Source organism: Halomonas sp. C10-5 (genome assembly GCF_057169305.1).
In genome coordinates, this window is the sequence record NZ_CP175665.1 from 3,400,303 (window position 1) to 3,415,751 (window position 15,449).

Here is a 15,449-nt window from a genome sequence, read left to right on the forward strand (position 1 = left end):
CGCTGTCACTCCAGTGTCATAATGGCGTGGTGCAATCGACATCGACCCGTCATTGACTCGAGGCTTCAGGATGACCGCCAAGACCGTACTGATCGTCGATGATGAGGCGCCGATCCGCGAGATGATCGCGATGGCGCTGGAAATGGCCGACTATCGTGTGCTCGAGGCGGACAACGCCCAGACCGCCCACGCCATGGTGGTGGACCACCAGCCCGACCTGCTGCTGCTCGACTGGATGATGCCCGGCACCAGCGGCATCGAGCTGGCGAGGCGCCTCAAGCGCGAGGAGACCACTGCCGAGCTGCCGATCATCATGCTCACCGCCAAGGGCGAGGAGGACAACAAGATCCAAGGGCTCGAGTCCGGCGCCGATGACTACATCACCAAGCCCTTCTCGCCCCGCGAGCTGGTGGCGCGCCTCAAGGCCGTGCTGCGCCGCGCCACACCGCGCGGCGTCGAGGATCCGGTGGAGGTGGAGGGACTGCTGCTCGACCCGGTCAGCCACCGGGTCAGCGCCGACGGCCAGGGGCTGGAGATGGGCCCCACCGAGTACCGCCTGCTGCAGTTCTTCATGACCCACCAGGAGCGCGCCTACACCCGCAGCCAGCTGCTGGACCAGGTGTGGGGCGGTAACGTCTACGTCGAGGAGCGTACCGTCGACGTGCATATCCGCCGCCTGCGCAAGGCGCTGGGCGAACGCCACCAGCATCTGGTACAGACGGTGCGCGGCACCGGCTACCGGTTCTCTGCCAAGGCCTGATGTGAGGCTCTGGAAGCGCGAGCTGTGGCGCCTGCTCCTGCTGGCGGGAGTGGGCCTGTTGACCGGCTGGCCGCTGGGCGCACCGGGAGTCGGCCTGGCCCTGGGTCTCGCGCTGTGTCTCGGCTACCACCTCTATCAGTTGCGCAGCCTCTACCGTTGGCTGACCCATGATACCCAGGCTGAGCCGCCCTCGGCCGCGGGGCTGTGGGGCGACCTGATGGACCGCCTCTACCGCTATCAGAAGGGCCAGCGCATCACCCAGGGGCGGCTGCTCAGCACCCTGCGGCGTATCCAGGAATCTTCCGAGGCGATGCGCGACAGCGTGGTGATGCTCGACCGCCATGGTGACATGGAGTGGTGGAACAGCGCCGCGGAACAGATGCTCGGTCTGAAGGCGGCGCTGGATCGCGGTCACCACATCACCAACCTGCTGCGCGACCCACGCTTCGTCGACTACTTCCACCGTCGCGACTACCGCGAACCCCTGACCCTGCCCTCGCCCATCGACGAGCGCATGATCCTGCAATTCCAGATCACCCTCTACGGCGACGACGAGCGCCTGCTGATGGCCCGCGACATCACCCGCCTGCACCGCCTGGAGGAGATGCGCCGCGACTTCGTGGCCAACGTCTCCCATGAGCTGCGCACGCCGCTCACGGTGCTCGCCGGCTACCTGGAGACCTATGCCGACCAGGCCGAGCTGCTACCCCCCCGCCTGGGGCGCGGCCTCGCCAGCATGCAGGAGCAGACCACGCGCATGCAGAACCTGGTCCAGGACCTGCTGCTGCTGTCGCGGCTAGAGATCGACCGCGGCGGCGCCGACCATGTACCACTGGACATGGCCGCACTGCTGGAGAGCGTCAGACGCGACGCCGAGGCGCTCTCCGGCGGGCGCCATGTCATCACGGTGGAGCTCAAGGAGCCACGGGCCCTGACGGGCAGCGAGCAGGAGGTCCGCAGCGCCCTCTCCAACCTGGCCTTCAACGCCGTGCGCTATACCCCCGAAGGCAGCCATGTCACCCTGAGCTGGCGCCCAGGCCCCGACCACGGCGCCTGCCTGGAGGTGATCGACGACGGCGAGGGCATCGATCCGGTGCATATCCCGCGCCTTACCGAGCGCTTCTACCGGGTCGACAAGGGGCGCAGCGCGGCCACCGGCGGTACCGGCCTAGGCCTGGCCATCGTCAAGCATGTGCTGCTGCGCCATGATGCCCGCCTGGAGATCGATTCCCTGCCCCACCAGGGGGCCACCTTCCGCTGCGTCTTCCCCGCCACCCGGCTGGCAACCGGCACCCACGCCGGCTGACGCCTCAGCCGCGGCGCGCCGGCAGGTCGCGATAGTGGCCATCCCACATCAGCACCCCAGCAGCCACCGCCCCGGGCAGCAGGAAGAGGTTGGCCAGTGGCAGCCAGGTAATCAGGGTGACGCCGCCACCGTAGCTCAGCGTCGGCCACCAGCGGGACTTCAGGCGGCGCCGCATGTCGGCGAAGCTCACCTTGTTGTTGTCCATGGGGTAATCGAGGTAGGTGATCGCCATCATCCAGGCCGAGAACAGTGCCCACAGCAGCGGTGCTGCCAGGTTGACCACCGGGATCCAGCTGATCACGAACAGCGCCGCCATGCGCGGCAGGATGTAGGCGAGCTTGACCATCTCGCGGCCCAGCGCATCCACCGCGGTCTTGGCCAGGCCACGGTCGTCGAGGGGCGCCCTGCCGGTGGCGGCGATCTCCACCTTCTCGGCCAGGAAGCCGTAGAAGGGCGCGGCGATGATATGGGTCACCAGGGTGAAGGTGAAGAACACCGCCAGCACCAGGCTGAGCACGAACAGCGGCCAGATCAGCCACTCCAGCCAGGCGAGCCAGCCGGGCACCATGGCTATCCAGTGATCCAGCCAGCTGCCGAAGTTGGCCAGAACGAACCACAGCATGGCGACATAGACCAGCAGGTTCACGACGATGGGAGCAAACACGTAGCGGCGCAGGCCGGCCCCGTAGACCAGACGGGTGCCACGGGCCAGGGCCGTGAAGGCATCAAGCATTGCAGTTCCTTGCGAGAGCGACGACCAATGAAAGCAGGCCATCACCCTGTGGCGATGGCCTGCGCTATTGACGATGAATCGCCGCCCGAGGTCAATCCCTGCGCGAGATCGCCTCGGCGTCGAGGTCCTCGGGGTCGGTGTGGCGGATGTCCATGCCCTTGACCAGGTAGACCACGTACTCGGCCAGGTTGTTGGCGTGGTCACCGATACGCTCCAGGGCACGCAGGATCCACATCAGGCTGAGCACCGGCGAGATCGAGCGCGCATCCTCCATCATGAAGGTCATCAGCGAACGCATGGCGCTCTGGTACTCGTTGTCGACCTGCTCATCCTCGTGGACCAGCTTGAGCGCCAGCTCGGTGTCGAAGCGGGCAAAGGAGGTCAGGGCGTCACGCACCATGCGCCGCACATGCTCGCTGATCATGCGAACCTCGACGAAACCGCGGCTGCCGTTGTCGCCGTCGATCAGCTCACAGGCGTTGCGAGCGATCTTGCTCGCCTCGTCGCCGATGCGCTCCAGGTCGGAGCCGGCACGGATCACCGCCAGCACCAGGCGCAGGTCGGAGGCGGTGGGCTGGCGGCGCGCCAGCACCTGGGTGCACTCCGCGTCGATCTTGATCTGCATGTCGTTGACCGCGCGGTCATTCTCGACCACCTGGCGGCCCAGCGCGGAATCGCCCTCGAGCAGGGCAGTGACGGCGTCCTGAACCTGCTTCTCGACCAGCCCCCCCATCGCCATCAGGTGGGTCTTGAGCTCCTCGAGCTCCTGGTTGAACTGCCGGGAAATATGCTGGCTGTGGATATCGCTGCTGATGTCCATGGGACTCTCCTTGGGGCCGGACCATTCAGATCATGCGCCCGGTGATGTAGTTCTCGGTGCGCCGCAGGCGCGGATTGGTGAACAGCGTCCGGGTGGGGCCGTACTCCACCAGTTCGCCCTGCTGCAGGAAGGCGGTGTAGTCGGAGACCCGCGCCGCCTGCTGCATGTTGTGGGTGACCAGTACCAGGCTGAGCCGCGACTTCAGGTTACGGATCAGCTCCTCGATCTTCAGGGTCGAGATCGGATCCAGCGCCGAGGCCGGCTCGTCGAGCAGCAGCACCTCGGGCTGCACGGCCAGGGTACGGGCGATGACCAGGCGCTGCTGCTGGCCGCCGGAGAGGGTCCACGCCGAGGCGCGCAGGCGATCCTTTACCTCCTCCCACAGCGCCGCCGACTGCAGGGCCCACTCGACCGTATCGTCCATCTCGCGCTTGCGCATGCCGCCCTGCAGGCGCAGACCGAAGGCCACGTTGTCATAGATCGACATGGGGAAGGGGTTGGGTGCCTGGAACACCATGCCCACCCGACGCCGCAACTCCGCCACGTCCACCTGAGGGGCGTGGATATCCTGCCCTTCGAGACGGATCTCGCCGCGCCGCACCACCTCCTCGTTGAGGTCGTGGAGCCGATTGAGGGCGCGCAGCAGGGTCGACTTGCCGCACCCCGAGGGCCCGATGAAGGCCGTCACCCGATGCCGCGGAATACGCAGCGTGAGATCGCGCAGCGCCGGCTTCTCGCCATAGGCGAGGCTCAGGCCAGCGATCTCCAGGCTGCTCTCGGCGGCCGCGAAATCGATGATCGGCCCGCCGGCGGCGGATGACGAGGTGAAAACGGACACGAAACAGGCTCTCCCTGGGGCCGGCGCTACCAGCGCGACGGCGCCCCATGACGCGCCCTCAGATGATGACGCAGGAATATTGCAGTCAGGTTAAGCACCAGGATCACCAGCACCAGCAGCAACGCCGTGGCGAAGACCAGCGGCATGGCGGCCTGGACGTCATCGCCGTGGAAGGCCGCGTCATAGATGTGGTAGCCCAGATGCATGAACTTGCGCTCAAGATGCAGGAAGGGAAAGTCGCCGTCCACCGGCACCTGGGGTGCCAGCTTGGCCACCCCCACCAGCATCAGCGGCGCCACCTCGCCGGCGGCCCGGGCCACGGCCAGGATCATCCCGGTCAGCATGGCGGGCAGGGTCATCGGCAGCACCACCCGGGTCAGCATCTCCATGCGCGTGGCGCCCAGGGCCAGGGCGCCCTCCCGCTGGTGGTCGGGCACCCGGGCCAGCCCCTCCTCGGTGGCCACGATCACCACCGGCAGGGTCAGCAGGGCGAGGGTCAGGGAGGCCCACAGCAGCCCCCCGGTGCCGAAGGTGGGCGACGGCAGGCGGTCGTCGAAGAACCACTCGTCCAGGGTGCCGCCGATGCCATAGACGAACACCCCGAGCCCGAACACCCCGTAGACGATGGCGGGTACCCCGGCCAGGTTGTGCACCCCGATGCGCACCAGTCGGGTGAGAGGCCCCTGATGGGCCACCTCGTTCAGGTAGATCCCCGCCAGCACCCCGAAGGGGGTCACCACCAGCGACATCAGCAGCACCATCAGCACGGTGCCGAAGATCGCCGGCCATACCCCGCCGGCGCTGTTGGCGGCCCGCGGCCCCTCGGAGAGGAAGCGCCATACGCCCCCTGCCCAGGCGCCGAGCTTGTCTAACGGCGACATGGCATTGGGGCGCCAGGCACGCAGCACGAGATCCAGCGGCTGCTCGACACGACGCCCGTCGATGCTCTCCACTATCAGGGTATCACCGCCCATGGCCGACTGGAGCTCACGGATCCGCCCATTGGCCCGGGTCAGCGCCGCACGGGACTCGGCGTCGCCTCTGCCATCGGCATGCTCGAGGCGACGGACCAGGGGTACCACCACGTCGTCGCGCAGCCGATCGCGCTCGTCGCGCAGGGTATCGAGCTCGGCCAGTCGCGCCTGCAGGGCGGGCCAGGCGGCTTCGCCGGTGTGGCGCTCGCCGTTGCCTTCGAGGGCAACCAGTCGACCGAGGAACTCGCCCCAACGGCTGCGCTCCAGCATCACCAGCTCGGCAGGCGCCTCTACCGCCGCGATGGTGTCCAGGGCGATCCAGCGCCAGCGATCGCTGTCCAGGTCGCGGTTGCCGGTGAAGTAGAGCCGTTCACGCGCCTCGTCGCCCGGGAGCCGCTCTTCGCGCACCGCCACCCCGGCGAAGGGCTGGCCATCCTGGGGTGTCACCAGGACCACCTCGGCAGGCCAGAAGTGGCCCAGGCCACGGACGGCCAGCAGCAACAGCAGTGACAGCAGCATCAGCAGCGACAGCGCTACGCTGCCGGCGGCCAGCCAGGGCCAGGGGCCTTCGCCTCGCCGGTGCCACAGGCTCCTCATGCGCCGCCCTCCAGGCGCCGGTAGCGACGACGCAGTCGGGTGCGTACCCCCTCGGCGAGTGTATTGACCAGGAAGGTGAAGGCGAACAGCAACAACGCCGCCAGGAACAGCAGCCGATAGTGGGTACCGCCGGCGGCGGCCTCGGGCAGCTCGATGGCGATGGTGGCCGACAGTGAGCGCAATCCCTCCAGCGGGTTGAGGCTCATCAGGGCGGTGTTGCCGCTGGCCATCAGCACGATCATGGTCTCGCCCACCGCACGGCCGGCGCCGATCATTATCGCACTGAAGATACCCGGCGCCGCGGCGGGCAGCATCACCTTCCAGAGCGTCTGCCAGCGAGTGGCCCCCAGCGCCTGGGCCCCCTCACCGAGGCTGTCGGGCACTCCGGCCAGGGCATCCTCGGCCAGGGCATAGATGCCGGGAATCACCGCGAAGCCCATGGCCAGGCCGACGACCATGGCATTGCGCGCCGCATAGTCGAGGCCCAGGGTAGTGGCGAGCCAGCCGCGCAGGTCGCCGCCGACCAGCGTGGCCTCGGCCACCGGGGCCAGCCACAGGGTGGCGATTCCTACCAGCACCAGCCAGGGCATCAGCCACAGCCCCGCCCAGCCGAGGGGCAAACGCTCCCTCAGGGGAACCGGCAGCAGTGCCCTGCCTCCTCCTGCCAGCAGTGCCCCGAGGGGCATCATCACCAGCAGCAGCACGGCGGCGGCCAGATGACGCTCCACCCAGGGCGCCAGCAGCATGCCGGCGACGAAACCGATCACCACCCCGGGCAGCGCCTCCATCAGCTCCAGGGTGGGCTTCAGCCGGGCGCGCAGGCGACGCGGCATGTATAGCGCCGAATGAATGGCGGCGCCCAGCGCCAGGGGCACCGCAAACAGCATCGCCCAGAGCGCGGCCTTGAGGGTGCCCCAGGCGAGCGGCGCCATGCCGAAGTGGGTGGTATCCCCCTCGACCAGCGGTTCGGGCCGCCAGCGATACTGGGGCTCGGCGAAACCCTCCACGGGCTGGGGACGCCACAGCTCTCGGGCATCCAGGGCATCTGCCCCCAGGAACAGCGGCACCACTTCCAGGGCCAGGAACACCCCGATGGCCAGCACCGAGACCACCACGCCGACGCCCCCCGCGGTGATCAGCAGGGTCGCCAGGCGGTCACGAACGCGGCGGCGGCGCAGGCGCAGGGTGAGGTGGGGGCGTGGGTCGTTCATGGCCACTCATGGGCGTTGAGGAAAAGGGCGAGAGCACCACTTTACGACACTGGGGTGACAATCGCGTGACACTGCTATTCGGCAGGCGGCAGCGAGGCCAGCCATTCTCGCTGCTCGGCCAGCCGCTCCTCGCTCAGGACGACGAAGCCCTGCTCCTCGACTACCGCCTGGCCGAGCGGGGAGAACACCAGTTCGAGGAAGGCTTGCTCCGGAGCCGGCAGCGCACCGCCGGGGGGCAGGTTCAGGTAGAGATAGAGGGAACGCGACAGCGAATAGTCGCCGCGCCGAACCGCCTGCGGCGTGGGGGCAGCGACTTCACCTGCGGCGTCGCCACGCGGCAGCGCCTTGACGCCTGCGGTCAGGTGATTGAGACCGGCGAAGCCGATGGCCGAGGGCTCGGCGGCCACCGCGGCCACCACGGCCGCCGAGCCGGGGTGCTCGTTGAGATGCACCCGATAGCTGCCACCGCACAGCGCCCGCAGGCGGAACAGGTCATGGGTGCCCGAGGCGACGTTGCGCCCATGCAGCACGATGCGATCGCCCGGCAGCTCGACTCCCAGCTGCGACCAGCGCTCGATGCTCTCCTCGGCACCGCAGCGGCGCGACTCGGAGAAGATGGCATCCAGCTCCCGCCGGGTGAGGCTCGCCAGCGGATTGTGGCGATGCACGATGACCGCCAGGGCATCGCGGGCGATCTCCAGCTCCATGGGGGGGTAGCCATGGCGTTCGCTGAAGGCCTCGCGTTCGACCTCGTTCATGGGGCGCGACATGGGCCCCAGGCGCGTGGTGCCCGCCGTCAGGGCCGCGGGGGCACTGGCCGAACCGCTGGCCTGGAGCTGCAGGCGCACGCCCGGGTGACGCTCGGTGAGCAGCTCGCCCCAGCGCAGCATCAGCCCCGCCAGGGTATCCGAGCCCACCGCACCCAGGGGGCCGACGACGTCATCCGCCGGCAGGCGCACCGCCAGCAGGGTCAGCAGCCCGCCCAGCAGCAGCGCCATCCAGCGCCCTCGCCTGTGCTCTCGCCTGGGTCTGCCCTTTACCGCCATGCTACCTCCGCCGATCGTTGCTCTCCCGGCCCATGATACCCCACCCCACCCGACGGGTCGGACGGGGCTGGAGGGCAAGCCGGGCTGGGTTTACCATGGGCCGCGGTCTCGCCCCCCAATAACAAGCCAGGATGATGACACCTTCATGACAGACCTCGACGACAGCCCCCGCCCGCGGGGCGAGCTCACCCTCAAGCTGCTGGCCAGTCGCCAGGACACCAACCTCCACGGCGATATCGCCGGCGGATGGCTGGTCGCCCGCATGGATCAGGCCGCCGAGCTGGCCGCCGACCGGGAGGCCAATGGCCGCACCGCCACCGTGGCCATCGAGGCCATGGACTTCCTGTGCCCGGTGCGGGTCGGTTCCATGGTGAACATCTTCACCCGCCTGGTGGAGATCGGCCACAGCTCAATAAGGATCGACGTCGAGGTGTGGATCCGCCAACCTCATGAACGCAACTCCGACGAGCTTCACAAGGTCACCGAGGCGCGCTTCGTGATGGTGGCCATGGATGACAAGGGGCGCATCCGCGCGGTGCGGCGCGAGACATAAGCCAGCCGGCCACGATCACAAACCAGCGGGGGCGCCATTCGGCGCCCCCGCTGAGTGTTACCTGACCGGCCCGGTCGCGATGAACGACTCGCTCAGGCACCGACCGCCTCGCGAGCCTTGAGGTAGGCGAACTCGCCGGCGTCGTTGGAGGGCCGCACCAGCTTCTGGAAGGCGACGTAGGAGTCATGGACCTTCTTCGAGTCCGCATCGTTCTCGACCTGCTCAGCGATCACCTCCTGGGAGGCCTCGTACAACGCCTTCATCACATCCTCGGGGAAGGTGCGCAGCTCGACCCCATGCTCGTTGACCAGGGTATCCAGGGCCTGGGCGTTGCGGAAGGTGAACTCGCTGATCATCGCCAGGTTGGCGGCACGGGCCGCCTCGGTGACCACCGCCTTGAGATCGTCCGGCAGGGCGTTCCAGGCGTCCAGGTTGACGGTGCCCTCGAGGATCGCACTGGGCTCGTTCCAGGCCGAGGTGTAGTAGTAGTCGGCCACCTGGTGCAGGCCGAAGGCCAGGTCGTTGTAGGGGCTGACCCAGTCAGCGGCGTCGAGCACGCCGGTCTGCATGGAGGTGAAGATCTCCGAGCCCGGCATGTTGACGGTGGTGACGCCGATGCGGTTCATCGCCTCGCCGGCCAGGCCGGGCAGGCGCAGCTTGATCCCCTGCAGGTCCTCCAGGGAGTTGATCTCCTTCTTGAACCAGCCGCCGGGCTGGGTGGTGGTGTTGCCCACCGGGAAGGGCTTGAGGTTGTGCTTGGCATAGACCTCGTCCCACAGCTCCTGGCCGCCACCGTGATAGAGCCAGGCGTTGGTCTCCTGGGTGTTCATGCCGAAAGGCACGGCGGTGAAGAACTGCGCCGCGGCCACCTTGCCGCGCCAGTAGTAGGAGGCGGAGTGGCCCATCTCGGCGGTACCGGCGGCCACGGCATCGAACACCTCCAGCGGCGGCACCAGCTCACCGGCGCCGTGCACACGAATGCGCATGCGTCCGCCCGACAGCGTCTCGATGCGTTGGGCGAAGTCGTTGGCACCGGTGCCCAGGGCCGGGAAGTTCTTGGGCCATGAGGTGACCATGTCCCAGGTGATGGTCTCCTGGGCATTGGCGGTAGAAACGAAGGGGGCGGCGGCGATACCGGCGGCGCCGGCGCCGAGCGTCTTGATGAAGTTGCGGCGTTGCATGCGGGCATGACTCCGTGCGGATTGTTATATAAGGCCGCGCGGACGCAAAGCACGCGCGGTAGTGTCCGTCGGACAGTATGCTCCAGGGCGGAACCCGCTCACAAGCTGCCCGCCTGCCGTGGACGTCAACGGAAGGTCATGGCGCCGCGGCGATCAGAGTGGCGTCAGCTTGGCGAAGCCCAGCACCAGCCACTTGTCCCCCTCGCCCTCGAAGCTGACCTGCACCCGCGCTCGGGGCCCCTCGCCCTCGGCGTTGAGGATCACCCCCTCGCCGAACACCGGATGGCGCACCCGCTGGCCCAGGGAGAGGGAAGGCAGGTCGTCACCGCCGTTGACCTCGCTCTGGCGCAGTCCGGCGGGGCGCGAGGCGGTCACCGGCCGCGACACCTGACCGCGCAGGCGCACCTCCTCCAGGTACTCCTCGGGAATCTCGCGCAGGAAGCGCGAGGCGCGCTGGAAGGTCTCCTTGCCGTGCAGCCGGCGAATCTCGGCGTGGGTCAGGTAGAGCTTGTGCATGGCGCGGGTCAGGCCCACGTAGCAGAGGCGGCGCTCCTCCTCGAGGCGCCCCGGCTCCTCGACAGACATGCGATGGGGAAAGAGCCCCTCCTCCACTCCGGCGATGAACACCACCGGGAACTCGAGCCCCTTGGCGGAGTGCAGGGTCATCAGCTGGACGCTGTCCTCGAACTCGTCGGCCTCGTGCTCGCCGGCGTTGAGCGCCGCCTCGGAGAGGAAGGCCTCCAGCGCCACCGCGCCCTCGCCGGCCTCGGGCGGGTCGAAGGATTCGCCCTGCGTGAAGGCCTTGGCCGCGGTGACCAACTCCTCGAGGTTCTCGACCCGGGCCTGGCCCTTCTCGCCCCGCTCGTTGCGGTGGTGCTCGAGCAGGCCGGTACGGGCGATGACATGGTCGATGATCTCGTGCAGGGCGAGCCCTGCGCTGTCGTTATCCAGGGCGTCGATCAGGTCGGCGAAGACCTGCAGGGCGCTGCCGGCACGCCCCTTGAGGGAGCCATCGGCCAGGCCATCGTGAAGCGCCTGCCACAGCGAGACGCCGGCCTCCCGGGCACGCTGGCGCAGCAGCTCCACGGTACGGGTGCCGATACCCCGGGCCGGCACGTTGATCACCCGCTCCAGGGAGGCGTCGTCGTCGCGGTTGAGCAGCAGGCGCAGGTAGGCCAAGGCGTTCTTGATCTCCAGGCGCTCGTAGAAGCGATGGCCGCCGTAGATGCGATAGGGCACGCCCTGACGGATCAGGGTCTCCTCGATCACCCGCGACTGGGCGTTGGAGCGGTAGAGGATGGCGATCTCGCGGCGATTGGTTCCCTCCTCGACCCGTTCACGCAGGGTATCGACGATGAAGCGCGCCTCGTCGAGGTCATTGAAGCCGCTGTAGACCGAGATCGGCTCGCCGCGCTCGCCGGCGGTCCATAGCGTCTTGCCCATGCGCTCGGCGTTGTGGCTGATCAGGGCGTTGGCGGCCTCGAGAATGGCGCTGGTGGAGCGGTAGTTCTGCTCCAGACGCACGGTCTTCGTGGCGGTGAACTCACGCTCGAAGCGGCGGATATTCTCCACCCGGGCGCCGCGCCAGCCATAGATCGACTGGTCATCATCCCCCACCACCGTCATCGGCGTGGTCATGCCGGTGAGCAGCTTGAGCCAGGCGTACTGCAGGGTGTTGGTGTCCTGGAACTCGTCCACCAGTACGTGGGCGAAGCGTTCCTGGTAGTGGGCCAGCAGGGCGGGATTGTCGCGCAGCAGCTCCAGGCTGCGCAGCAGCAGCTCGCCGAAGTCCACCAGGCCACCGCGCTCGCAGGTGAGCTGGTAGCGCTCGTAGAGCTCGACCATCTGACTCAGGTAGGCATCGCCGTGGACGTCCACCTGGTGGGGACGCAGCCCCTCCTCCTTGCAGCCGGAGATGAACGACTGCACCTGCCGCGGCGGGAAGCGCTCGTCGTCGACGTCGTTCTCCTTGATCAGCCGCTTGACCAGACGCAGCTGGTCATCGGAGTCGATGATCTGGAAATGCTGGGGCAGGCGGGCATCCTGCCAGTGGGTGCGCAGCAGGCGATGGGCGATGGAGTGGAAGGTGCCCACCCAGACGTGGCGCAGCGAGAGGCCCAGCAGCGCTTCCAAGCGAGTGCGCATCTCGCGGGCCGCCTTGTTGGTGAAGGTCACGGCCAGCACCGCGTAGGGGGAGAGCCCTTCGGCCTGCATCAGCCAGGCGATGCGATGCACCAGCACCCGGGTCTTGCCGGAGCCGGCCCCGGCCAGTACCAGCATGTTGCCCTGGGGGGCACTGACCGCCTCTCGCTGGGCGGCATTCAGGTGGTCGAGGATCGCCGTGACGTCGTCCATGGGAAGGCATCGCTGCTCGGAAAATGGGCGGATAGCTTAGCATACTGGCCCATTCAGAGCCGGAGCCGTAACAAACCGGAGGGAGTCGGGGCTGATCCGTCGACAAGCCTGCGAGGAGGCGCTGTGAACCCATCCCTGGGCGCTACCGACGCCATCCCTGGCGTAGGACCTCCTCTTCGGCTTGTCCCCGGCGCCCCTTGTTCTAGGGCTTCCCTTCCTGCTCCGGGAAGCGCAGCGGAGTCAGGCTCTTCTTCACTTCGCGGAGCTGCTCGGCCAGCTTGGGTCCGCGGGTCTTGGCCACACCCACGGCGAGCACATCGATCAACACCAGGTGGGCGATGCGCGAACTCATGGGAGTGTAGATCTCGGTGTCCTCGTGGACATCGATATACAGCGGCAGGGTGACCTCCTCGGCCAGCGGCGAGCCGCTGGGGCAGAGCCCGATCACGGTGGCGCCGGCCTCCTTCGCCAGACGCACGCTGGCCACCAGCGCCCGGGTACGGCCGGTCTGGGAGATGGCTACCACCACGTCACCCTCCTTGAGGGTCACCGCCGACATGTTCTGCATGTGCGGGTCGGCATGAGCGGCGGTGGAGATCTGCAGACGGAAGAACTTGTGCTGGGCATCGAAGGCCACCGCACCCGAGGCCCCGAAGCCGTAGAACTCCACCCGGTTGGCCATGGCCAGGGCGTTGATGGCCCGGCTCAACGCCTCGTTGTCGAGGCGATCGCGCACCGACAACAGGGTGCCCACGGTGGAGTCGAAGATGCTGTGGGAAAATTCCGCCACCGAGTCGCTGTCGTTCATCGAGAACTGGGCGAACTGGCTGCCGGTGGCCAGCATCTGTGCCAGCTGGAGCTTGAAGTCCTGGAATCCGTTGCAGCCCAGTGCCCGGCAGAAACGCACCACCGTGGGCTCGCTGACCTTGGCCTCGGTGGCCAGGTCGACGATGCGCATATGGATCACTTCCTCGGGGTTGCGCAGCACGAAGCGGGCCACCTTCTGCTCGGAGCGGCGGAAATGCTCCATGCGGCGTCTCATCTCATCGAACAGGGCACGACTCACGCGGAACTCCTTGGCTGGCCACCGCAAGGCGGCGACGGGGCAATCATGGTATCTGCCTACAGTATGCCCGAAGGCGATGCAGGATGGGCAGCGCGGCCTTTCGCGGGGAGCGTTGGCACAGCGTTGTGGAAGAACGCCCACACCGTCATCATTCTGTCAAGTGAGGTATAGTAATAAATGCAGTGTCGCGTAGCGTCCAAGGAGAGTGTTTATCATGCACAAGGCCGAACGGTTGACCTCCCTGAAGAGCGAACTCCTCGATATCTTCATGAGCATGGAAGTCCAGGAACACGAACAGCGCAGCCGCACCGCCGCCCAGCGCCACCTGCGTGCCCGGCGCGGCATCGAATTGCATGACGAGTTCAAGCGGCTGTCGCGTGACATCGCCGAATTGCCCGAAGACGAACTCGCCGAGGATGCCATGCACTGAGCCCCGGTACGCGACGAGCCCCGCCAGGGCGGGGCTCGTCGGGGCATTCACCCGTGTATCGCTGCGGCGCGCTAGATCAGGCCGTAGACGAATACCGCGATCACGCCGATCGGCGCCACCACACGGGCGACGACCTGCCACAGCTGGGCCTGTACACCGGAGAGACCCAGTTCACCCAGCACGCTGTCACGATCGAGGCGCCAGGCCACGAACAGGATCGCTCCCAGGCCGGTCAGCGGCAGCATGAACTTGCTGGTCAGGGTATCCAGGAAGTCGAAGATGTTCAGGCCCACGATCGACAGTTCGCTCCAGACGTTGAATGACATCAGCGCGGCGATGCCCAGCGCCCAGACCGCCACGCCGGCCACCAGGGTGGCGGCCACGCGGGAGAGCGGGGTGCGCTCCTCGAGCAGTTCCACCGTCGGTTCCAGCAGCGAGATGGCCGAGGTCAGGGCGGCGAAGGTCAACAGCAGGAAGAACATCAGGCCGAGGATGGTGCCGCCTGCCATGTTGCCGAAGGCCAGCGGCAGGGTGACGAAGATCAATCCCGGCCCCTCGCCCGGGCTCAGGCCGTTGGCGAAGACGATGGGGAAGATCGCCATGCCGGCAAGCAGCGCGATGACGGTATCGAAGATGATCACGGTGCGGGCGGTGCCGATCAGGCTGACGTCCTCGCCCAGGTAGGAGCCGTAGGCCATCATGATGCCCATGCCCAGCGACAGGGTGAAGAAGGCCTGGCCCATGGCGGCCAGCACCACCTCGCCGCTGATGGCGCTCCAGTCGGGGCTGAACATGAAGGCCATGGCCTCGCCGAAATGCCCGGTGGTCATGCCGTAGATCACCAGGATCACCATCAGGATCACCAGCGCCGGCATCAGGGTGCGTACGGCGCCCTCCAGGCCCTTGGTCACGCCGCGGGCGACGATGAAGATCACCAGCGCCATGAAGGCGGTGTGCCACAGGGTCAGGGCGGTGGGGTTGGCCAGCAGGCCGCTGAACAGGGCGCCGATGCCGTCGGAATCCTGGCCGCTGAACTGGCCGGTGATCGAGCCCAGGGTATAGGAGAGCGACCAGCCACCAATGACGCTGTAGAAGGAGAGGATCAGGAAGGCGGCGAGCACGCCGCTGGCGCCGACCACCGCCCAGGCCGGCATTCGACCACTCTTGCGGGCCAGGTCCAGCATGGAGTTGATCGGGTTCTCCTGGCCACGGCGGCCGATCAGCCACTCGGCGACCAGGATCGGCAGGCCCACCAGGGCCACACAGGCCAGGTAGACGAGCACGAAGGCCGCGCCCCCGCTGTCGCCCACCATGTAGGAGAAGCGCCAGATATTGCCCAGCCCCACCGCCGAACCGGTGGCTGCCAGAATGAAGGCCATCTTCGATGACCACTGTGCGTGGGAGAGTTTCGACATGTTTCACCCTGAGTGTACGTGTCGCCAACGGCCGGTCCGGCGCGATGGCGGCTTGTGCTTGTCATTGCCACGTCCAGGGCGCCCCGGGTCACGGGACACCGTCAAGAGTGGCAGGGATCCAGGCAGGATCGCTGCCGCGGCCTAAAACTATCCGATCAAACGCT

At 67.5% G+C, this 15,449-nt stretch carries 14 protein-coding genes; 4 read left to right on the forward strand and 10 right to left on the reverse strand.

Features of this window, described 5'->3' with window-relative positions:
- Window positions 1-70 precede the first annotated feature (70 nt).
- Complete coding sequence (gene phoB, locus ACJ7IV_RS16000; RefSeq protein ID WP_161431886.1) at window positions 71-760, forward strand: phosphate regulon transcriptional regulator PhoB; 690 nt, start codon at window positions 71-73, stop codon at window positions 758-760.
- Between the two features lies 1 nt (window position 761).
- Window positions 762-2,066 carry a phosphate regulon sensor histidine kinase PhoR gene (gene phoR / locus ACJ7IV_RS16005; RefSeq protein ID WP_483865209.1) on the forward strand — a complete coding sequence of 435 codons (1,305 nt, stop codon included), beginning with the start codon at window positions 762-764 and terminating at the stop codon, window positions 2,064-2,066.
- Between the two features lie 4 nt (window positions 2,067-2,070).
- Here phoR and cysZ read toward each other — a convergent pair whose 3' ends face one another.
- From cysZ to ACJ7IV_RS16035, 6 genes are all read right to left on the reverse strand, one after another.
- A complete protein-coding gene (cysZ, locus tag ACJ7IV_RS16010) occupies window positions 2,071-2,799 on the reverse strand; it encodes a sulfate transporter CysZ (RefSeq protein ID WP_483865210.1) in 729 nt (242 codons plus the stop codon).
- A gap of 91 nt (window positions 2,800-2,890) precedes the next feature.
- Complete coding sequence (gene phoU, locus ACJ7IV_RS16015; RefSeq protein ID WP_161431889.1) at window positions 2,891-3,619, reverse strand: phosphate signaling complex protein PhoU; 729 nt, start codon at window positions 3,617-3,619, stop codon at window positions 2,891-2,893.
- Window positions 3,620-3,644: 25 nt separating this feature from the next.
- Window positions 3,645-4,418, reverse strand: a complete 774-nt coding sequence (gene pstB / locus ACJ7IV_RS16020) for a phosphate ABC transporter ATP-binding protein PstB (RefSeq protein ID WP_483866608.1) — start codon at window positions 4,416-4,418, stop codon at window positions 3,645-3,647.
- Window positions 4,419-4,483: 65 nt separating this feature from the next.
- Window positions 4,484-6,028, reverse strand: a complete 1,545-nt coding sequence (pstA, locus tag ACJ7IV_RS16025) for a phosphate ABC transporter permease PstA (RefSeq protein ID WP_483865211.1) — start codon at window positions 6,026-6,028, stop codon at window positions 4,484-4,486.
- Window positions 6,025-7,239, reverse strand: a complete 1,215-nt coding sequence (locus tag ACJ7IV_RS16030; RefSeq protein ID WP_483865212.1) for an ABC transporter permease subunit — start codon at window positions 7,237-7,239, stop codon at window positions 6,025-6,027. Before ACJ7IV_RS16030 ends, pstA begins: the two co-directional genes overlap by 4 nt.
- Window positions 7,240-7,313: 74 nt before the next feature.
- Window positions 7,314-8,237, reverse strand: a complete 924-nt coding sequence (locus ACJ7IV_RS16035) for a PstS family phosphate ABC transporter substrate-binding protein (protein ID WP_483865213.1) — start codon at window positions 8,235-8,237, stop codon at window positions 7,314-7,316.
- Between the two features lie 193 nt (window positions 8,238-8,430).
- On the opposite strand from ACJ7IV_RS16035, the gene ACJ7IV_RS16040 reads away from it, so the two are divergent.
- Entirely contained in the window at window positions 8,431-8,838 is a 408-nt protein-coding gene (locus tag ACJ7IV_RS16040; protein WP_161431894.1) for an acyl-CoA thioesterase, read from the forward strand.
- Window positions 8,839-8,930: 92 nt separating this feature from the next.
- On the opposite strand, the gene ACJ7IV_RS16045 is transcribed toward ACJ7IV_RS16040, so the two are convergent.
- The 3 genes from ACJ7IV_RS16045 to hexR all read right to left on the reverse strand — a co-directional run bounded on the left by ACJ7IV_RS16045 (window position 8,931) and on the right by hexR (window position 13,440).
- A complete protein-coding gene (locus ACJ7IV_RS16045) occupies window positions 8,931-10,019 on the reverse strand; it encodes a TRAP transporter substrate-binding protein (protein ID WP_483865214.1) in 1,089 nt (362 codons plus the stop codon).
- A gap of 153 nt (window positions 10,020-10,172) precedes the next feature.
- A complete protein-coding gene (gene uvrD / locus ACJ7IV_RS16050; protein ID WP_232912183.1) occupies window positions 10,173-12,374 on the reverse strand; it encodes a DNA helicase II in 2,202 nt (733 codons plus the stop codon).
- Window positions 12,375-12,576: 202 nt separating this feature from the next.
- A complete protein-coding gene (gene hexR, locus ACJ7IV_RS16055) occupies window positions 12,577-13,440 on the reverse strand; it encodes a transcriptional regulator HexR (RefSeq protein WP_483865215.1) in 864 nt (287 codons plus the stop codon).
- A gap of 214 nt (window positions 13,441-13,654) precedes the next feature.
- On the opposite strand from hexR, the gene ACJ7IV_RS16060 reads away from it, so the two are divergent.
- Window positions 13,655-13,870, forward strand: coding sequence for a PA3496 family putative envelope integrity protein (locus ACJ7IV_RS16060; protein ID WP_161431901.1), 216 nt, complete (start codon window positions 13,655-13,657; stop codon window positions 13,868-13,870).
- Window positions 13,871-13,941: 71 nt separating this feature from the next.
- On the opposite strand, the gene ACJ7IV_RS16065 is transcribed toward ACJ7IV_RS16060, so the two are convergent.
- On the reverse strand, window positions 13,942-15,285 hold the full coding sequence (locus ACJ7IV_RS16065) for a sodium-dependent transporter (RefSeq protein ID WP_232912181.1): 1,344 nt from the start codon (window positions 15,283-15,285) through the stop codon (window positions 13,942-13,944).
- Window positions 15,286-15,449: the final 164 nt, after the last annotated feature.